Annotated in this window: 19 protein-coding genes; 13 read left to right on the forward strand and 6 right to left on the reverse strand. The window is 74.1% G+C overall.

Annotated features, from left to right (window positions below):
- Positions 1–12: 12 nt before the first annotated feature.
- From AB0L06_RS37855 to AB0L06_RS37875, 5 genes are all read right to left on the reverse strand, one after another.
- Positions 13–1,143, reverse strand: coding sequence for a VldE C-terminal domain-containing protein (locus AB0L06_RS37855; RefSeq protein ID WP_500236032.1), 1,131 nt, complete (start codon positions 1,141–1,143; stop codon positions 13–15).
- Positions 1,144–1,313: 170 nt separating this feature from the next.
- On the reverse strand, positions 1,314–2,150 hold the full coding sequence (locus tag AB0L06_RS37860) for a DUF4253 domain-containing protein (RefSeq protein WP_500236033.1): 837 nt from the start codon (positions 2,148–2,150) through the stop codon (positions 1,314–1,316).
- A gap of 85 nt (positions 2,151–2,235) precedes the next feature.
- On the reverse strand, positions 2,236–2,406 hold the full coding sequence (locus AB0L06_RS37865; RefSeq protein WP_500236034.1) for a hypothetical protein: 171 nt from the start codon (positions 2,404–2,406) through the stop codon (positions 2,236–2,238).
- A gap of 16 nt (positions 2,407–2,422) precedes the next feature.
- Positions 2,423–4,804, reverse strand: a complete 2,382-nt coding sequence (locus tag AB0L06_RS37870; RefSeq protein ID WP_500236035.1) for an FtsX-like permease family protein — start codon at positions 4,802–4,804, stop codon at positions 2,423–2,425.
- Positions 4,801–5,541 carry an ABC transporter ATP-binding protein gene (locus tag AB0L06_RS37875; protein WP_500236036.1) on the reverse strand — a complete coding sequence of 247 codons (741 nt, stop codon included), beginning with the start codon at positions 5,539–5,541 and terminating at the stop codon, positions 4,801–4,803. Before AB0L06_RS37875 ends, AB0L06_RS37870 begins: the two co-directional genes overlap by 4 nt.
- Positions 5,542–5,674: 133 nt before the next feature.
- Between AB0L06_RS37875 and AB0L06_RS37880 the strand changes: the two genes are divergently transcribed.
- The 3 genes from AB0L06_RS37880 to AB0L06_RS37890 all read left to right on the forward strand — a co-directional run bounded on the left by AB0L06_RS37880 (position 5,675) and on the right by AB0L06_RS37890 (position 8,502).
- Positions 5,675–6,913, forward strand: coding sequence for a sensor histidine kinase (locus AB0L06_RS37880; RefSeq protein ID WP_500236037.1), 1,239 nt, complete (start codon positions 5,675–5,677; stop codon positions 6,911–6,913).
- Entirely contained in the window at positions 6,901–7,539 is a 639-nt protein-coding gene (locus AB0L06_RS37885) for a LuxR C-terminal-related transcriptional regulator (protein WP_500236038.1), read from the forward strand. Before AB0L06_RS37880 ends, AB0L06_RS37885 begins: the two co-directional genes overlap by 13 nt.
- 93 nt (positions 7,540–7,632) lie before the next feature.
- A complete protein-coding gene (locus tag AB0L06_RS37890; protein ID WP_500236039.1) occupies positions 7,633–8,502 on the forward strand; it encodes an alpha/beta hydrolase in 870 nt (289 codons plus the stop codon).
- On the opposite strand, the gene AB0L06_RS37895 is transcribed toward AB0L06_RS37890, so the two are convergent.
- Positions 8,499–9,464: a LysR substrate-binding domain-containing protein gene (locus AB0L06_RS37895; protein ID WP_500236040.1), complete on the reverse strand. Its 966-nt coding sequence runs from the start codon at positions 9,462–9,464 to the stop codon at positions 8,499–8,501. The two genes, AB0L06_RS37890 and AB0L06_RS37895, sit on opposite strands and share 4 nt — an antisense overlap.
- Positions 9,465–9,541: 77 nt before the next feature.
- Between AB0L06_RS37895 and AB0L06_RS37900 the strand changes: the two genes are divergently transcribed.
- The 10 genes from AB0L06_RS37900 (at position 9,542) to kynU (ending at position 19,205) form a co-directional block, all read left to right on the forward strand.
- Positions 9,542–11,032 carry a 2-hydroxymuconic semialdehyde dehydrogenase gene (locus AB0L06_RS37900; protein ID WP_500236041.1) on the forward strand — a complete coding sequence of 497 codons (1,491 nt, stop codon included), beginning with the start codon at positions 9,542–9,544 and terminating at the stop codon, positions 11,030–11,032.
- A 10-nt stretch (positions 11,033–11,042) separates the two neighbouring features.
- Positions 11,043–11,846, forward strand: a complete 804-nt coding sequence (locus AB0L06_RS37905) for a 2-keto-4-pentenoate hydratase (protein WP_500236042.1) — start codon at positions 11,043–11,045, stop codon at positions 11,844–11,846.
- Positions 11,843–12,592, forward strand: a complete 750-nt coding sequence (locus tag AB0L06_RS37910; protein WP_500236043.1) for a 2-keto-4-pentenoate hydratase — start codon at positions 11,843–11,845, stop codon at positions 12,590–12,592. Before AB0L06_RS37905 ends, AB0L06_RS37910 begins: the two co-directional genes overlap by 4 nt.
- Positions 12,589–13,017 carry a RidA family protein gene (locus tag AB0L06_RS37915; RefSeq protein WP_500236044.1) on the forward strand — a complete coding sequence of 143 codons (429 nt, stop codon included), beginning with the start codon at positions 12,589–12,591 and terminating at the stop codon, positions 13,015–13,017. Before AB0L06_RS37910 ends, AB0L06_RS37915 begins: the two co-directional genes overlap by 4 nt.
- Entirely contained in the window at positions 13,014–13,586 is a 573-nt protein-coding gene (locus tag AB0L06_RS37920) for a 3-hydroxyanthranilate 3,4-dioxygenase (RefSeq protein WP_500236045.1), read from the forward strand. Before AB0L06_RS37915 ends, AB0L06_RS37920 begins: the two co-directional genes overlap by 4 nt.
- A 103-nt stretch (positions 13,587–13,689) precedes the next feature.
- Positions 13,690–14,718: an amidohydrolase family protein gene (locus tag AB0L06_RS37925; RefSeq protein WP_500236046.1), complete on the forward strand. Its 1,029-nt coding sequence runs from the start codon at positions 13,690–13,692 to the stop codon at positions 14,716–14,718.
- On the forward strand, positions 14,715–16,046 hold the full coding sequence (locus AB0L06_RS37930) for a carboxylesterase/lipase family protein (RefSeq protein WP_500236047.1): 1,332 nt from the start codon (positions 14,715–14,717) through the stop codon (positions 16,044–16,046). Before AB0L06_RS37925 ends, AB0L06_RS37930 begins: the two co-directional genes overlap by 4 nt.
- Positions 16,025–16,942: an acetaldehyde dehydrogenase (acetylating) gene (locus AB0L06_RS37935; protein ID WP_500236048.1), complete on the forward strand. Its 918-nt coding sequence runs from the start codon at positions 16,025–16,027 to the stop codon at positions 16,940–16,942. Before AB0L06_RS37930 ends, AB0L06_RS37935 begins: the two co-directional genes overlap by 22 nt.
- Positions 16,939–17,955, forward strand: a complete 1,017-nt coding sequence (gene dmpG / locus AB0L06_RS37940) for a 4-hydroxy-2-oxovalerate aldolase (protein ID WP_500236049.1) — start codon at positions 16,939–16,941, stop codon at positions 17,953–17,955. Before AB0L06_RS37935 ends, dmpG begins: the two co-directional genes overlap by 4 nt.
- On the forward strand, positions 17,952–19,205 hold the full coding sequence (gene kynU, locus AB0L06_RS37945) for a kynureninase (protein ID WP_500236050.1): 1,254 nt from the start codon (positions 17,952–17,954) through the stop codon (positions 19,203–19,205). Before dmpG ends, kynU begins: the two co-directional genes overlap by 4 nt.

The following is a 19,205-nucleotide window of genomic DNA, read 5'->3' on the forward strand; positions in this document are numbered from 1 at the left end:
GGGTCCGACGCGTTAGCGGAGGACCGAGATGTGGACGTGGTCGTAGTGGTTGGCGGTGATGCCGCCGCGGTCGGCCATCGGGCGCCAGCCTTCGGACGCGCGGGCGATGTTCCAGATGTGCTGCTTCCAGATGACGTAGGAGACGCCGAGCCGGGACGCGTTCGCGACGGCGTAGGCGGCGACCTGGTCGCCGTGCCGTTGCGCGGCGGCGCTCGGCATGGCGCCGCCACCGCTCTCCATGAAGTCGCAGGCGCGGCCCTCGGCGTGGTCCTGGGCGTCCGCGCCGGAGCGGTAGCAGCCGATCGTCGGGAACGGCCCGAAGGTGCCGTCGATCTCCAGCACGACGTCCCGCATGGTCGGGGTCACGGTGTTGCCGGTGATGGGGGAGCGGGCGGTGGAGACGCCGTCGGGACGTCCGGACACCTGCGGCTGGGAACGCGGCGTGGTGGTCGGCGCGGGCTTGGCCGGGGCGTTCAGCGTCGCGAACTTGGTCCCCTTCGGGAGAATGCCCCTCAGCTGCTTCTGCAGCTTGTCCGCGTCGAGTTTTGGGGCGCTGAGCAGGAGCGCGTTCCCGTCGGGCATGCCCAGGGAGCGCGCCTGGCCGCGGGACACGACCGCGTCCACGTCGCTGATGCCGAGCGAGGCGTACGCGGCGACGCGGAGCCGTCCGGGATGCGACGCGCTGCCCGCCGGGACGACCTGGCCGAGCGGCACCGAGCCGTCCTGGGACATGGTGAAGGAGACAGCGAGGCCGCCGGTCGCGACCGTCTGCCAGAGCTGGTCGGACGCGCCACTCTGCTTCGGCACGAACGCCCGGAAGTCGGACGGGTCGACGCCGAGCAGCCCGACCTGCCGTCCGGCGACCTGGGCGCGTGCGGCGTCCACGACGGTCGCCCCGGCGACGCCCTTCAGCCGGCGCACCTTCGCCACGGCGTCGGGCGGCAGCGTGCCGGGCCCGGCGACGAGCAGGTGCGGGACGAAGGTGCGGGTCAGCGGCGCGACCGCGGGCGGCTTGGGGGCCGCACCGTCGGCGACGGCGACCAGGCGGCCGGATCTGCTCTGCTCGGACGAGGGAGAGGCGGCGCCGGAGAACACCACCGCGACGTTGGCGGCCAGTGTGGCGAAGACGGCCGTGCCGACCACGACGGGCAGCGCGCGGTCACGCGTTCGTCCGCCGCGCCTGTGTCCGCGTCCCCGCTGTGGGCTCCGACTGGGGCCGTGCCCGCGTCCCGTCCAGCGCACCCTGACCGCCGTTCTTCATGAATACCGTCAAGACGGGCATCGTAGACAGTCGGGTGGCGTGTGATCCAGTGTCAGTCCCACCAGAACGACCACCAGGTCTTGCCGCGGATCTCCTCGGCGTACCCGGCGAGCGTGCCGGGGCCCTGGAAGAGGATGTCCGGGCAGAACGCCCAGTGCTCGGCGGCGACCTGGACGGCGTGCCGGGTGGTGACCGGGGGCGCGGCGACGCTCAGCTCGAGGGTGTTGAAGCCGAGGCCGACGACGCGCGCGCCGAACCGTTCCTCCCAGCCGCGCACGACGGCGGCGAGGGGGGCGGTCCACTCGTTGTGGTTCAGCGCGCCCTGCCAGCCGATGGCGGCGAGGACGTCCGCGCCCCGGTCGACCGCGACCAGTCCGAGCGACTGGCCGCGCGCCGCGAGGGCGCGGGCGTGCCGGTCGGCGGCGGCGTCCGGGTCGTCCAGGACGGGGCCCGCGGCGGCCGGGCCCGGACAGTGCCGGCCGTAGGGCTCCAGGTCCTTGAAATCCTCCGGGGCGGCCTGGTCGGCGAAGTCGCTCCACACCTCGTACATGAACGCGGCGGGCTCGTAGTTGCCGATCTCGGCGACCGGCTCGGGGGCGATCTGCCCGGCCGCCCAGGGCTGGTCCGACTCGTCCAGCAGCACCGGCCAGAGCCCCGACCGGGCGTGCTCGGCGCGCAGCCGCCCCCACAGCTCGCCGCTGACCGGGTCGTCGCTCACCCAGAGCGCGGGCGCGCGGATGAACTGCCGCTGCGGGTAGCCCGGGTCGGGCCAGACGACGTCCCCGGGCGGGAGCGCCACCGACAGGGCACGCTCCGCGCCGCCGTCGGGGAAGAGCTTCGGGAGGTCTCCCGGCAGCCGCTCTCGGAGGTCGAGGTCCAGGTCGTCCATATCACGCCGTTCCGGTCCAATTCGTGCCAACACCGATCTTGGCACTCCAGGATCGTAACGGCGACCGAGCGGACACGGGCACGGTTCACCGCTCCCGACGGCCCCGGGTGAGGTATTCGATCAGGAGCCCCACCAGACCGAGGCCGGTGAGGGCGCTGACGACCATCTGGTGCCAGGTGTTCGGGAACATCACCTGGTAGGCGATGTTCACGGTCAGGAGCATGACGAACAGCGTCCAGCGGGCGCTCGCGCTCATGGGATCGGGTCCTTTCTCAGTGGATGAAGGGGAGGGACGGCAGGGAGGGAAGGGGGGTTCCCGTCACGACGGTCGCGAGGGCGACGGTGGTGACGGCCGCGACCGCCAGGCCGGCGAGGGCGCCGGTGCTGAGCACGATCACGCCCTCGAGCCGGACGGACGCGCGCACCTGCCCGCGGGTCGCGCCGATCTTGTGGAGCAGGGTGAGCTCGCGGCGGCGCGAGGCGGTCGCGAGGAGGCGCGTGGTGACGACGCCGATCAGGACGAATCCGCCGATCGCGGCGACGATGATCTGGCTGAGGAACTCCTGGGTGCGCAGTTCGCGCGAGGTCGCCTCGCCGAACGCCGCGCGGTCCTCGGCGCGCACGCCGGTGAAGCGGGCGGCCACCGCGTCGAGCGAGCGGACCGTCTCGGGCGAGCACGGCCCGGAGCAGCGGACGAGGACGTGGTCGTCCAGCGGGGAGCCGGAGTGCGCGGTGACCAGGTCGCGGGGGAGCAGCACGTCGCCGAGGCCGAGGGCGCGTTCGTAGACGGCCACGACGCGGGCCTCGATCCGGACGCCGTCGCCGAGGAAGATCGTCCGGGACGATCCGATCTTGGCGCCGCCCGCGACGTCCCTGCTGAGGGCGACGGACGTGCCGGTGAGCGCGTCCAGGCCGCCCTTGGTGATCCTGGCGTCGACGGTCTTCGACGCGTCCGCGCCGAGGCCGCGCGCCGCGTACGAGCGGAACTGGACGTCGCCCACCTCGCGCACCGGCATGGCCACGGACATGCGGTGGACCGGAGTCACGGCCGCCACCCCGGGGACGCCCCGGACGGCCTCGGCGACCCCGGACGGCACGCCCGGCCCGGACGACACGATCATCCGGTCGGCGCGGTTGGCGGCGCTCGCCTGCGCGGACGTCGCGTCAATGATCGTCGCGACCCCGGACAGCTGCACCAGCGCGAACGCGATGACGAGCGCGACCGGCGTCAGCACCGCGCCCGCGCGCGGGGCGGCGGCCTCGGCGGACTGCCGGGCGAGCCGTCCGGTGACGGGCGAGAGCAGGGCCACGGCCCCGCCCAGGACCCGCGCGCCGAGCCGGGCGATCACCGGCGAGAGCATCGCGACGCCGATCATCAGCGACATGATCAGGCCGCTGAGCGAGGCCGCCGCGGCCGGGCCGGAGGTCTTCAGGGCGACCGCGAGCGTGCTCAGCCCGGCCGCCAGCAGCAGCGCCCCGACGACGATCCGCCAGCGCGCGACCCCGGACGGGTCGGCGGCGGTCTCGCCGAGCGCCTGGACGGGCCGGATCCCCGACACGCGCAGCGACGCCAGCAGCGCGACCAGCACGGTCGCCACCAGGGTGATCGCGAAGGAGGCGAGCGCGGGCAGCGGGCTCAGCGCGAGCGCGAACCCGGGCGGCAGCACGCCCTTGTCCCGCATCGCGGAGTGCAGGGCGGCTCCGGCGGCGAGCGACAGCGCCCCGCCGACGGCCGCGGCGGGCAGCGCGGTGCGCAGGGCCTCCCGGACGACGCGTCCGCGCACCTGGCCGGGCGTCGCGCCGACCGCGCGCAGCATCGCGTACTCGCGGGACCGGCGCCGCACCTGGAGCCCGAGCAGGCCGCCGACCACGATCAGCGCGGCCATCAGGGACGTCGAGCCGACCGCCGAGGCGAGCTCCACGGTGTCGGGCCGGGCGGCGGCGACCGCCGGGTCCTCGGCGTCGCCGCGCGCCGAGCCGGTCAGGACGGTCAGGCCGGGCGCGGCGTCGCGCAGCGCGCCGATCTTCGTGCCGTGGTCGGCGAGGACGCCGAACGCGTTGGCGAAGCCCGGATGTCCGCTCAGCTCGGCGGCCGTGCCGGACGCGAAGTACGCCGCCGCGGGGCCCGATCCGACCAGGCCGGTGACGCGGAAGGGCGTGGGCGCGCCGTCCGCCTGGAGTTTGATCGCCTGGCCGACCCGCGCCCCGGCGGACGCGGGCAGCGCGACCTCGCCGGGGGCCTGCGGGGCCCGTCCGGCGGACAGCGTGACGCGGCCCAGCGCGGCCGAGTCCCAGCCGTGGCCGGACAGGGCGGCCCCGCCGGCGGTCACGAGCGGGAACGACACGTCCGGCACGACCGCGCGGACGCCCGGCACCTGCCGGAGGCGGTCGGCGGCCGAGACGGGGATGCGCGGCAGCTCGGTCCTCGGCCGGTGCTGCGTCTTGGGCTTCGAACCCGCCGACTTCGTCCGGATCCCGACGCTTCCGGGCGTGGTGACGACCGCCCGCGCGGCCCCGTAGCGCTCCACCGGCGCGTGCGCGCGGAGGCCCGACTCGAGCAGCACCCCGAACGCCCCGACCAGGACGGTCGCGAACAGGAGGGTCACGAGGACGCCCAGGGACGCGCCCTGGAAGTCCGACCGGCGGGGCCTCACGCCGCCACCCCGTCCCAGCGGGCCAGCACGGACGCGACGGTCGGGGAGCGCAGCTCGTCCACGATCCGGCCGCCGTCCAGGAACAGCACCGAGTCGGCCCAGGACGCGGTGACCGGGTCGTGCGTGACCAGCACGACCGTCTGGCCCGCCCGGTCCACCGCCTCGCGCATCAGCCGCAGCACCTCCCGCGCGGTGCGCGGGTCGAGCGCCCCGGTCGGCTCGTCGGCGAACACGACCGCGGGGTCGGTCACCAGGGCGCGGGCGAGCGCCACGCGCTGCTGCTGCCCGCCGGACAGCTCGCTCGGCCGGCTCCGCATCCGGTCGGCCAGGCCCACCCGGGCCAGCACCGCGGCGATCCGGTCCCGGTCCACCTGGCGGCCGCCGAGCCGCAGCGGCAGCGCGACGTTCTCCTCGACGTCCATGGACGGGATGAGGTTGAAGGCCTGGAACACGAACCCGATCCGTTCGCGGCGCAGCCGGGTCAGGGCCGCCTCCCGGAGCCGTCCGAGGTCGGTGTCGCCGATCCAGACCGTCCCGGAGGTCGGCCGGTCCAGCCCGGACGCGCACTGCAGGAAGGTGCTCTTCCCCGAGCCGGACGGTCCCATCACGGCGGTGAACCCGCCGGGCGGGAACGCCCACGAGACGCCGTCGAGCGCCCTCATCTGCCCGTAGGCCCTGGTCACCGTGTCAAGGCGCACCGCCGGGACGGCGGGTGCGCTGGTCATCGCGCTGTTCACGTCATCGACGCTACGGACGGGAAGATCGTTCGCCATCAGGGCGCGGCCCCGGATCCATGGTGTAGCCAGCTACACCATGGGAGGGGGGCTGGCCTGGTCCGAGGGCTTCCCCGGGTGGAATACGGTGATCTGCATGGGCCGGCTGCTGGGGCGATCGAGGGAGGCCACCGTCTATCTGGCGGTGGGCCTGGCGACCGCCGCGCCCGGGCTCCTGGGCCTCTACCTGGTGCCGTTGACGCTGCTGCTCGGCGCGGTCTTCGTGGCGCTGCCGTGGATGCCGACGCTGATGCGTCCCGTTCTGGCGCTGGCGGACTTCGAGCGCCGCCGCGCGTCCCGGTTCCTGGGCCGCGAGATCGCCACGCCCGAACCGCCGCGGCCGACCGGCTCGTCGGTCGAGGACGGGGTGCGCCTGCTGCGTTCCCCGATGCTGTGGCGCACGCTGGCCTGGCTGCTCCTGCACGGCGTCCTCGGCCTGATCGGGGGCGTCTTCGGGGTCCTCATGTGGCCGGCGGTGCTCTACTCGCTGTCCCTGCCGCTGTGGTGGTGGTCCGTCCCCGACGGCTCGGTGTCGGCGTTCGCCAAGCTCCACACCTGGGACCAGGCGCTGACGCTGCCCTTCCTCCAGACCGCCCTGTACATCGGCATCTGCCTGTGGCTGCTCCCGCTGATGGCGCGCGGCCAGGCCAGGCTCGCCGAACTGCTGCTGTCGCCGCCGCGCCAGCGGGTCAACCTCCGGGCCCGGGTCGAGCAGCTGACCGAGACCCGCGCCGAGGCGCTGGAGGCGCACGGCGCCGAGCTGCGCCGCATCGAGCGCGACCTGCACGACGGCACCCAGGCGCAGCTCGTCGCGGTCGCGCTGCGGCTCGGGCTGGCCGACCGCCGCTTCGAGACCGACCCGGGCGCGTCCCGGGAGCTGTTCCTCGCCGCCCGGGACGGGGTGGAGGAGGCGCTGACGCAGCTCAGGACGGTGATCCGGGGCATCTACCCGCCGATCCTGTCCGACCGGGGGCTCGGCGGGGCCGTCCGGGCGCTGGCCGGGGCGCAGCCGATCCCCGTCCGGCTGGACGTCCCGGCCGACGGGCTGCGCGCGCCCGCCGCCGTCGAGGCCGCCGCGTACTTCGTGGTCGCCGAAGCCCTGACGAACGTCGCCAAGCACGCGGGAGCGGCCGGCGCCGAGGTGTCGGTCCACCGGGACGGCCCGCTGCTGCGCGTCCGCGTCACCGACGACGGCAAGGGCGGCGCGGACGAGATGGGCGGCAGCGGCCTGGCCGGGATCCGCCGCCGCGTCGCCGCCCTGGACGGCGTGACCCGCATCGACAGCCCCGACGGGCGGGGCACGACCCTGGAGGTGGACCTGCCGTGCGGATCGTGATCGCCGAGGACAACGTGCTGCTCCGGGAGGGCGTGATCATGCTCCTGGAGTCCGGCGGGCACGAGGTCGTGGCGTCCGTCGGGGCCGGGCCCGAGGTCGTCCCCGCGCTGCTGGAGCACCGTCCGGACGCGGCCGTCCTGGACGTCCGGCTGCCGCCGGGCTTCCGCGACGAGGGGTTGCGGGCGGCGATCGAGGCGCGCAGGGCGATCCCCGGGCTGCCCATCCTGGTGCTGTCGCAGTACGTCGAGGAGACCTACGCGGGCGAGCTGCTGTCGGACGGCGGGGGCGCGGTCGGCTACCTGCTGAAGGACCGCATCGGCCGGGTGGACGAGTTCCTCGACGCGCTCGACCGGGTGGTGTCCGGCGGCACCGCGCTGGACCCGGAGGTCGTCGCGCAGCTCATGTCCGTCCGCCGGGACCCGCTGAACACCCTCACCCCGCGCGAGCGCGAGGTGCTCGGCCTGATGGCGCAGGGCCTGGACAACTCCACGATCGCGACCACCCTGGTGATCACCGAGCGGTCGGTCGGCAAGCACATCGGCGCGATCTTCGCCAAGCTCGGGCTGCCGCCGTCCGACAGCGGCCACCGCCGCGTCCTGGCCGTCCTCGCCTACCTCAACGCGTGATCGCCCGCGTCGGCTTGTGATCGTCCGTCATGACGTGTGATCGTTCGCCTCGGCGCGTGATCGGGGACGGTTTCCCGGCATAGGCTGATCAACATGGACCTGCGTGACGATCCGGCCGAGGGCCTCAGCGACGAGCAGCTCGACGTCGCCTACAACGTGCGGCGCAAGGCGGGCGAGGACTTCGGGGCGCTCATGAAGCGCTACCGGTCCGACTCCGACGCGGCCGTGGACGGCCTGCCGGGCACGCCCGGCGTCGTCTACGACGAGACGAGCGGCGAGCGGCTCGACGTGTGGGGGACCGAGGACGGCGAGCTCCGGCCGGTGTTCGTGTTCCTCCACGGCGGCTTCTGGTTCGCCGGGGCGAAGGAGGACACCGCCTTCATGTCCCGGATGCTGCACGCCCAGGGCATCGCGACGGTCGTCCCGGAGTACACCCTCGCCCCGAAGGTGACGGTCGAGGAGATCGTCCGGCAGGCGCGGGCGGCGGTCGCCTGGGTGTGGCGGCACGGCCGCGAGCACGGCCTGGACCCCGACCGGATCATCGTCGGCGGCAGCTCGGCGGGCGGCCACCTGACCGGGATGACCATGGTCGAGGGCTGGCAGGACGGGCTGGGCCTGCCCGCGGACGTCGTCAAGGCGGCGATGCCGTTCAGTGGCCTGTTCGACCTGCGCCCGCTCATCCGCACCTACGTCAACGAGCACGCGCGGCTCGACGTGGAGACGGCCGTCCGGCTCAGCCCGGCGTTCCAGCCCATGGAGCGGCGTTTCCCGGCCGTGTTCGCGGTCGGCTCGGAGGACGGCACGGGCTTCGTCGAGCAGTCGCGGCGCTTCCAGCCGCACTGGGGCGACGGCGAGCTGCTGGTGGCGTCCGGGCGGAACCACTTCGACGTCGTCCTCGAGCTGGAGGACCCGGACACCGAGGTCAGCCGGGCCCTGCTCGGCCTGTTCGCCGCCCTCGGCTAAGGCTCCGGGGCCGGCTCGGTGGCCGATTCCGCATCAGACCGGGTGATCTCGACCGCCTGCGTCCGCAGGTGGTCGAGCATCAGCCGCGCGGACGGCGTGAGGGGCCGCCGGTCCGGGATCGTCACGCCGACCTGGCGGCGCACCGGGTCCAGCGGCACCGGCAGCGGCGCGACGCCCGCGTCCGTCCGGGCGACCAGGTCCGGCAGCGCCGCGATCATGTCGGTGTCGCGGACGAGCGTCCGGACGGTCAGCACCGACGTGCACTCGACCAGGTCGGTGGGCAGCGGCAGGCCCCGGTCCCGGAACACCCGCTCCAGCTCGCTGCGCAGCGCGGTCTGCTGGAGCGGCAGCACCCACGGGTAGTCCAGCAGGTCGGCGAGCGTCAGGTCCGCGCGGTCGCGGGCCGGGTGCCCGGCCCGCGCGACCAGCCGCACCGGCTCCCCGTACAGGACGATCTGGCGCAGCCCGGCCTGGTCGCCGATCGGGTTGAGCCGTCCGAGCACCATGTCGATCTCGCCGTCCAGCAGCCGCGGCACCTGGGCGTCGAAGGTCGCCTCCTGGACGATCACGGTGACGCCCGGCCGCTCGCGCTTCAGCGCGGCGATCGCGCGCGGCAGCAGCACGTTCGACCCGGCCAGCAGGGTGCCGATGGTGACCGTGCCGACCTGGCCGTCCGCCAGGCCGGTGATCCGCTCCCCGGCCCGGCGCAGCTCGGCCAGGACGGCGCGGGAGTGCTCGACGAACGCCTCGCCGAACAGCGTCGGCGTCACCCCGCGCGGCCCCCGGGTGAACAGCTCCACGCCGAGGATGCGCTCGACCTCGCGCAGGCTGCGGGTCACCGCGGGCTGCGCCAGGCGCAGGTGCTCGGCGGCGCGCAGCACGCTGCCGTGGTCGGCGATGGCCACCACCAGCACCAGGTGCCGCAGCTTGAGCCGCCCGTTCAGCAGGTCGATCGCGCGCATGCCGTCTTCCTTACCAATAACGCTCTTGATATAGCAAGAGTGTCATTGGGTATTGGTCCTGCATAGCTGGCGGAGAGATGATCGTCCTATCGGAACCGGCCGGTGACGAGGCGATCCTGGAGGCGAACGGCATGCGGGTGCGGCACTACGTCGGCGGCGAGTTCCGGACGGACGGCACGCCCTTCCCCCTGGTCGACCCGGTGACGGGCGGCGAGGCCGGGACCGCGCCGGAGGCACCGAAGGTCGTCGTGGACGAGGCCGTCCGGTCCGCCCGCGCCGCCCTGTCCGGCGAGTGGGGCGCGACGTCCCCCGAGGAGCGGTCCGCCGCGCTCCGCCGCATCGCCGACGGCATCGACGCCCGCTTCGAGGAGTTCGTGGACGCCGAGGTCCGCGACACCGGCAAGCCCCGCGAGCTGGCCGCGACCGTGGACATCCCGCGCGCCGCCGGCAACTTCCGCGCCTACGCCGACCTGCTGTACGGGCGTCCGGAACGCGCCTACAACACCCGCGTCCCCGGCTGGAGCGGGGGCACCGGGCAGGCCCTCAACTACACCGTCCGGCGCCCGCTCGGCGTCGTGGCGATCATCTCCCCCTGGAACCTGCCGCTGCTCCTGCTGACCTGGAAGGTCGCCCCGGCGCTGGCGGCCGGGAACGCGGTGGTTGCCAAGCCGTCCGAGGAGACCCCCTCGACCGCGGCGCTGCTCGCCGAGGTGATCCACGAGGCCGGGCTGCCCGCCGGGGCGTTCAACCTGGTGCACGGGCACGGCGCGGACGCCGCCGGGGCGTTCCTCACCGGCCACCCCGGCGTGGACGCGATCGCCTTCACCGGCGAGTCCGCCACCGGCGCGGCGATCATGCGGAACGCCGCCGACCACGTCACCCCGGTCTCCTTCGAACTCGGCGGCAAGAACCCCGCGCTGGTGTTCGCCGACGCCGACCTCGGCGCCGCCGTGGACGGCACCGTCCGGTCGACCTTCACCCACTCCGGGCAGATCTGCCTGTGCACCGAACGCGTCTACGTCGAGCGGGCGGTCTTCGACGAGTTCGTCGCGCGGCTCGGCGAGCGCGCCCGCAAGCTCGACGGCTACGGCCCGATGATCTCCGCCGAGCACCGCGACAAGGTGCTGTCGTACTACCGGCTCGCGGTCGAGGAGGGCGCGACGGTCGTCGCGGGCGGCGGCGCCCCGGTCTTCGACGACGACCGCGACCAGGGCTTCTACGTCGAGCCGACCGTGCTGACCGGGCTGCCCGAGCAGGCCCGGACCGTCCGGGAGGAGATCTTCGGGCCGGTCTGCCATGTCGCGCCGTTCGACACCGAGGAGGAGGCGGTCCGGCTCGCCAACGACAGCGGGTACGGACTCGCCTCGACCGTCTGGACCCGCGACCTGTCGCGCGCCCACCGCGTCGCGCCCCGCATCGAGACCGGCATCGTGTGGGTGAACTGCTGGAACCTGCGCGACCTGCGCACCCCGTTCGGCGGGGTGAAGGCGTCGGGGATCGGCCGCGAGGGCGGCGAGTACTCCCTGGACTTCTTCTCCGAGCCCGTGAACGTCTGCATCCAGATCTGAGAGCGAGACCGTGACCGAGACCGCGATTTCCGCCATCGAGCAGGCGGCCGACCGCATCCTCGCGGCATACGCGAGCGGGACGCCGTGCGACCCCGTCCGCGACCTGGTCGCCGCGCCGGACGAGGCGTACGCCGTGCAGGAGCGGCTGACCACGCACTGGCTGGCCGAGGGCCGCCGCCTGGTCGGCCGCAAGGTCGGCCTGACCTCGGCGGCCGTGCAGGCGCAGCTCGGCGTGGACACCCCGGACTTCGGGATGCTGTTCGCCGACATGGCCGTCCCGGACGGCGCGGAGATCCCCGCCGGCGCGGTCCTGCAGCCGAAGGCCGAGGCCGAGGTGGCGCTCGTCCTCGAGCACGACCTGACGCACGAGCGGCACACCGTCGCCGACCTGATCCGCGCGACCGCGTTCGCGCTGCCCGCGATCGAGGTCGTCGGCAGCCGGATCCGCGACTGGGACATCACGCTCGCGGACACCGTCGCCGACAACGCGTCCTGCGGCATGTACGCGCTGGGCAGCCGTCCCGTCCGGCTCGCGGACGTGGACCTGCGGCTGTGCGGGATGGTCCTGGAACGGCGCGGCGAGCAGGTCTCGACCGGCACCGGGACGGCCTGCCTCGGGCACCCGCTGAACGCGGCGCTGTGGCTCGCCGACATGCTCGTCCGGGTCGGGCGGCCGCTGTGCGCGGGGGACACCGTCCTCACCGGCGCGCTCGGGCCGATGGCGGCGGTCGCGCCCGGCGACGTCGTCGAGGCCCGCATCGACGGACTCGGCGACGTGCGCGTCGCCTTCCAGAAGGAGGAGGACGCGTCGTGACCGACGTGAGGGCGCTCGCCGCCCGGCTGGACGAGGCGCGCCGCGACGGCCGCGCGATCGGGATGCTCAGCGCGTCCGAGCCGAGGCTGGACGTGCCGGCCGCCTACGACGTGCAGCGCGCGGGCATCGAGCTGCGGCGCCGGCGCGGCGAGCGGTTCGCGGGCGTGAAGATGGGCTTCACCAGCCGCGCGAAGATGATCCAGATGGGCGTGGACGACGTCATCTGGGGCCAGCTGACCGACCGGATGCTGGTCGAGTCCGCGGCCGAGGTGTCCGGGCTGATCCACCCGCGCGTCGAGCCGGAGATCGTCTTCCTGATCGGCCGGGACGTGACCCGTCCCGCCGACGTGGACACCGCCGTCGCCGGGATCGCGGTCGGCTACGAGATCCTCGACTCCCGCTACGACGGCTTCAAGTTCACCCTGCCGGACGTGATCGCCGACAACGCCTCGGCGTCCGGGTTCGGCGTCGGCGCCTGGCACGCCCCCCGGGACGTCGCGAACGTCGGCATGGTCCTGGAGATCGACGGACGCGTCGTCCAGACCGGTTCGTCGGCGGCCATCCTCGGCGACCCGATCCGGGCGCTGCGCGCGGCCGCGCGGCTCGCGACCGAGGCCGGGATCGTCCTGCGCGCGGGCGACATCGTCCTCGCCGGGGCCGCGACCGCCGCCGTCCCGCTGCCCAAGGACGCCCACGTCCGCGTCACCGGCGCGGGCCTCGGCTCCGTGGAGGTGACCACACGATGAGCGACGCCATCTTGGTCGAGGGGAAGGCGAAGCCGCGCGGGAGGTTCCCGCACCTGCGGCGGGCGGGCGACCTGGTGTTCGTGTCGGGGACGAGCTCGCGGCGTCCGGACGGCACGTTCGCCGGGGCGAGCGCCGACGCGATGGGCGTCACCGAGCTCGACATCCGCGAGCAGACCCGCGCGGTCATCGAGAACATCCGCGACCTGCTGAAGGCGGCCGGGGGCGACCTGCCGGACGTCGTGAACGTGACCACCTACCTGGTGAGCATGAACGACTTCGGCGGCTACAACGAGGTCTACGGCGAGTTCTTCGACGAGACCGGGCCCGCCCGCACCACGGTCGCGGTGCACCAGCTCCCGCACCCGCATCTGCTGATCGAGATCTCGTGCGTCGCGCACATCCCCCAGGAGGAGACCGGGACATGACGCTTCCGAAACTGGTCCACGGACAGCCGTTCAACTTCCAGGCGTGGATCGCCGAGCACGAGCACCTGCTGAAGCCGCCGGTCGGCAACAAGCAGGTGTTCGAGGACGCCGGGTTGATCGTCATGGTGGTCGGGGGCCCGAACCAGCGCACCGACTTCCACGACGACCCGCGCGAGGAGTTCTTCTACCAGCTCAAGGGCAACATGGTGCTGCGCGTGATGGAGGAGGAGGGCAAGCCGCCGGTCGACGTGCAGATCAACGAGGGCGACGTGTTCCTGCTGTCCCCGCACGTCCGGCACTCGCCGCAGCGGCCCGAGCCCGGTTCGGTCGGCCTGGTCGTGGAGATCCCGCGTCCGGAGGGCGAGCTGGAGTCCTTCGAGTGGTACTGCACCGAGTGCCACCACCTGGTGCACCGGGCCGAACTGCAGGTCCGCTCGATCGTGGACGACCTGCCGCCGGTGTTCCAGTCCTTCTACGACGGCGACCGCGGGTGCCCGAACTGCGGCGCCACGCACCCGGGCGAGCAGTGGCCCGAGGCGATGGTCCCCACGACGGTGCCCCGCGCCTGACCCGACGCGACGGCGCCCCGCGCCTGAGCCCGACGAGAGCGTCCCTCCCGGCGGCCCGCCCCGCCGGGAGCGGGCGCGAGCACGCCCGGAAACGGAGGTCCCCGTGAGCGTCTTCGATGTCCACGCGCACGTCTTCCCGCGCATCACCCGCGCGGAGGGACGGCTGCTGAGCGACGCGGACGAGCCGTGGTTGCGCGACGACGGCGACGGCACCGGCATGATGATGTGCGGCGGCGCCGAGTACCGCCCGGTCGAGGAGGGCCTGTGGGAGCCCGCCCGCCGCCTCGCCGACATGGACGCGTCGGGGGTGGACGTCCAGGCCGTCTCGTCCACGCCGCTGATGTTCGGGTACGAGGCCGACCCGTCCCGCGCCGCCGCGTGGTGCGACCTGGTCAACGACCGCATCATGGCGTATTGCGCCGCCGACCCCGAGCGGCTGCTGCCGCTCTGCCAGGTGCCGCTCCAGCACACCCCGACGGCCTGCGACGTCGCGACGCGCGCGGCCGCCGCGGGGCACCGGGGCGTCCACATCGGCAACCATGTGGGCGAACGGAACCTGGACGACGGCGCGATCGCCGAGTTCCTGGCGCACTGCGCCGGGCTCGGGCTGCCCGTGCTCGTCCACCCGTGGGACATGATGGCGACCGACCGGATGCGCGGGCACATGCTGCCGTGGCTGGTCGGGATGCCCGCCGAGACGCAGCTCAGCATCCTCGGCATGATGCTCGGCGGCACGTTCGAGCGGCTGCCGGGGACGCTGCGGATGTGCTTCTGCCACGGCGGCGGCAGCTTCGCGTTCCTGCTCGGACGCGCCGACAACGCCTGGCGGAACCGCGACATCGTCCGCGCCGACTCGCCGCGTCCGCCGTCGGAGTACACCGACCGGTTCCACGTGGACTCAGCCGTGTTCGACCCGCGCGCGCTGCGGCTGCTCGTGGACGTCATGGGCGTCGAGCGCGTCATGCTCGGCACCGACTACCCGTTCCCGCTGGGGGAGAAGGAGCCGGGCGGGGCCATCCGCGCCTGCGCGGGCCTGACCGACGCCGACCGCGCCGCGATCCTCGGCGGGAACGCCGAGCGGTTCTTCGCCCGGTCGGGCGCCCGCCGGCCCGCGGCGGGACTCGCCTCGTGACGGCGGTCGCGACCGCCGGCGGGATCGTGCGCGGCGGCCCGGACGACGGGACGACCCTGTTCGCGGGCGTCCCGTACGCCGCCCCGGTCCGCAGGTTCGCGCCGCCGGAGCCGCCCGTCCCGTGGGACGGCGTGCGCGAGGCCCGGACGTTCGGCCCGCCCGCCGCGCAGCGTCCCGGCCGGATGGCGTGGGTGCCGGGCCTGGAGATCGACCCGGAGACCGGCCGCGAGAACCGCCTCACCCTGAACGTCTGGACGCCCGCCGGGCCCGCCGCGTCCGGTGGGCGGCCGGTCCTGGTGTTCCTGCACGGCGGCGCGTTCGTGTTCGGGTCCGGCTCGCAGCCGATGTACCGCGGGACGGTCCTCGCCCGCGACCACGGCCTGGTCGTCGTCACGGTCAACTACCGGCTCGGCGTCCTCGGTTTCGGGTACGACGACGAGATCCCGGCGAACCTCGGATTGCGCGACCAGGTCGCCGCGCTGGAATGGGTCCGCGCCAACATCGCGGCGTTCGGCGGCGACCCGGGCCGGATCACCCTCGCCGGGCATTCGGCGGGCGGGATGAGCGTGCTCGCGCTGATGGCCGCGCCCAGCGCGCGGGGCCTGTTCCACCGGGCGGCGGTGATGAGCGCCCTGCCCTACGGCTTCGCCACCGAGACGCGCGCCCGCGCGCTCACGACCGCGTTCCGGCGGGCGCTCGGACGAGCGCAGCCCAGGTCGGCGCCGCTGCGGGCCGTCCTGGCGGCCGAGGGGGAGGCGGTGCGGTCGCTGCCGGCCGTCGAGGGCGTGCTGCCCGTCGCGCCCGTGGTGGACGGCTCGTTCCTGCCCCGGCACCCGATGGACGCCGTCCGGTCCGGTGCGGTCCCAGGCGTCCCGCTGCTGGTCACGACCACCGCCGAGGAGATGCGGCTGTTCGCCGCGATCGACCCGTCGACGCTGTCGGCCGCGGACGCCCGCACCGAGCTGGTGTGGCGGCGACCGGCGGACGAGCTGGCCCGCTGGCACGCCGCGCACGGCGGCGAGGTCCACCGCGCCACGTTCACGCACCCCTCGCCGCACGTCCACAACGGCGTGCGGCTCGGCTCGGCGCACCTGGTGGACGTCCCGTTCCACCTCGGCACCCTGCGCGACCGGAGGCTGGCCCCGCTCACCGGGACCGGCCCGGACGTCGCCGCCCTCGGCGCGGAGACCATCGCGGCCTTCGCCCGCTTCTGCCACGCGGACCCCGGCCGCGCCGACTTCGGCCATGCCGACCTCAGCCACGCAGACCTCAGCCATGCCGCCCCCCACGGAAGGGAGACCGTGCCATGCCGGACGCGCAGCGCGTAGCGATCATCGGATCGGGCAACATCGGCACCGATCTGATGATCAAGGTGCTCCGGACGTCGGACCTGCTCGACGTCGCGGTGCTCGCGGGCATCGACCCGGACTCCGACGGGCTCGCCCGGGCGCGCCGGCTCGGCGTCGCCACGACGCACGAGGGCGTCGAGGGCCTGGTCGCGATGCCGGAGTTCGCCGACGTCACGGTCGTGCTGGACGCCACGTCCGCCAAGGCCCACCGGCACAACGCCGAGGTCCTCGCGCCGTACGGGAGGAGGATCGTCGACCTGACCCCGGCGGCGATCGGCCCCTACGTCGTCCCGCCGGTCAACCTGGACGAGCACCTCGACGCCCCCAACGTCAACATGGTCACCTGCGGCGGCCAGGCGACCGTGCCGATCGTCGCGGCCGTGTCGCGGGTGACGCCCGTCCGGTACGCCGAGATCGTCGCGTCCATCGCCTCGAGGTCGGCCGGGCCCGGCACCCGGGCGAACATCGACGAGTTCACCGAGACCACCTCGCGGGCGCTGGAGGAGGTCGGCGGCGCGGCCAGGGGCAAGGCGATCATCGTGCTGAACCCGGCCGAGCCACCGCTGATCATGCGGGACACGGTGTACTGCGTGACCGGCGACTGCGACCCCGAGCAGGTCACCGCGTCGATCGAGAAGATGATCGACGAGGTCGCCGCGTACGTTCCGGGCTACCGGCTGAAGCAGAAGGTGCAGATCCGCCCGCTGGACGCCGCCGACCCCCTCGCCGCGCTCGCCGGGGGAGGGCCCGGGAACCTGGTGTCGGTGTTCCTCGAGGTCGAGGGCGCCGCGCACTACCTGCCCGCCTACGCGGGGAACCTCGACATCATGACGTCCGCCGCGCTGCGCGTGGCAGAGAGGCTGGCGGCCCGATGAGCGTCGACCTGTACGTCCAGGACGTGACCCTGCGGGACGGCATGCACGCCATCCGGCACCGCTACACCGTCGACCAGGTCCGCGAGATCGCCGCCGCGCTGGACGCGGCGGGCGTGGACGCCATCGAGGTCGCGCACGGCGACGGCCTCGCGGGCTCGAGCGTCAACTACGGCCCCGGCGCGCACCTGGACGAGGAGTGGATCGCGGCGGCCGCCGAGGTCATGCCGAACGCGAAGCTCACCACGCTGCTGCTGCCCGGCATCGGCACGATCGCCGAGCTGAAGCGCGCGCACGAGCTGGGCGTCCGGTCCGTCCGCGTCGCGACGCACTGCACCGAGGCCGACATCTCCGCCCAGCACATCGCGACCGCCCGCGAGCTGGGCATGGACGTCGCCGGGTTCCTGATGATGTCGCACATGGCCGACGCCGAGACCCTCGCCGGTCAGGCGAAGCTCATGGAGTCCTACGGCGCGCACTGCGTCTACGTGACCGACTCCGGCGGACGGCTCACCATGGACGGCGTCCGCGACCGCGTCCGGGCGTACCGGGACATCCTTTCCGATGAGACCGAGATCGGCATCCACGCCCACCACAACCTCGGCCTCGGCGTCGCCAACTCGGTCGTCGCCGTCGAGAACGGCGTCCGCCGCGTGGACGCGTCGCTGGCCGGGATGGGCGCGGGCGCCGGGAACTGCCCGCTGGAGGCATTCGTCGCGGTCGCCGACCTCATGGGCTGGAAGCACCGCTGCGACGTGTTCCAGTTGATGGACGCCGCCGACGACATCGTCCGGCCCCTGCAGGACCGTCCCGTCCAGGTGGACCGGGAGACGCTGACGCTCGGCTACGCGGGCGTGTACTCGTCCTTCCTCCGCCACGCCGAGGACGCCGCCCGCCGCTACGGCCTCGACACCCGGGAGATCCTGGTGGAGGTGGGCCGCCGCGGCATGGTCGGCGGCCAGGAGGACATGATCGTGGACGTCGCCCTCGACCTGATCGAAGGAAAGAAGAAGTGACCGAAGAAGCGCGCGCCCTCGGCCTGGACGAAACCGACCCGCTGCCGACGCTGCGCGCCGAGTTCCTCATCCCGCCCGCGCCCGGCGGCGCCTACGGGGAGGCCGCGTACTTCGCGGGCAACTCGCTCGGCCTCCAGCCGAAGGCGACCGCCGCGCGGCTCGCCGAGGAGCTGACCGACTGGTCCCGGCTCGGCGTCGAGGGGCACACGCAGGCGCGCCGTCCGTGGGTGTCGTACCACGAGCTGCTGACCGGGCCCGCCGCGCGGCTGGTCGGCGCGCTCCCGCACGAGGTCGTCGCGATGAACTCGCTGACGGTCAACCTGCACCTGCTGATGGCCAGCTTCTACCGCCCGGCGGGGGAGCGGACCCGCATCGTCATCGAGGACTCGGCGTTCCCGTCCGACTCCTACGCGGTCGCGAGCCAGGCCGTCCACCACGGGCTGGACCCCGCGGAGACGGTCGTCCGGCTCAAGCCGCGTCCCGGCGAGGACACCCTGCGCACCGAGGACGTCGCCGACTACCTGCGCCGCGAGGGCCACCGCGTCGCGCTGCTGATGCTCGGCGGCGTGAACTACCTGACCGGCCAGCTCATGGACATGGCCACGCTCACCCGCGCGGGCCACGAGGCGGGCGCGGTCGTCGGCTGGGACCTCGCGCACGCCGCCGGGAACGTCCCGCTGAGCCTGCACGACTGGGACGTCGACTTCGCCGCCTGGTGCACCTACAAGTACCTCAACAGCGGTCCGGGCTCGGTCGCGGGCGCGTTCGTCCACGAACGGCACGTCCGGGACACCTCGCTCCCGCGCCTTTCCGGCTGGTGGAGCACCCGCGCCGACATCCGCTTCCGCATGGACCCGGACGTCGACCACCCGCCCACCGCCGACGCCTGGGCCCTGTCCAACCCGCCGATCATGGCGCTCGCGCCCGTGCTGGTCTCGCTGGAGATCTTCGACCGGGTCGGCATGCCCGCGCTGCGCGCCAAGAGCGAGCGCCTCACGGCCTACCTCGCCGAACGGCTCGCCCCGGTCGGCGGCGTCCAGATCATCACCCCGGACGACCCGGAGCGGCGCGGCACGCAGCTCTCGCTGCGCGTCGCGGACGCGGGCGCCCTGGTGAAGGCCCTCGCGGACGAGGCGGGCGTCATCGCCGACGCCCGCGAGCCCGACATCGTCCGGCTCGCGCCCGTCCCGCTCTACTGCACCTTCCACGACTGCCACCGCGCCGCCGAGGCGCTGGCGAAGCTCACCTGA

Source organism: Spirillospora sp. NPDC052269, assembly GCF_040679435.1.
Lineage (GTDB): Bacteria > Actinomycetota > Actinomycetes > Streptosporangiales > Streptosporangiaceae > Spirillospora.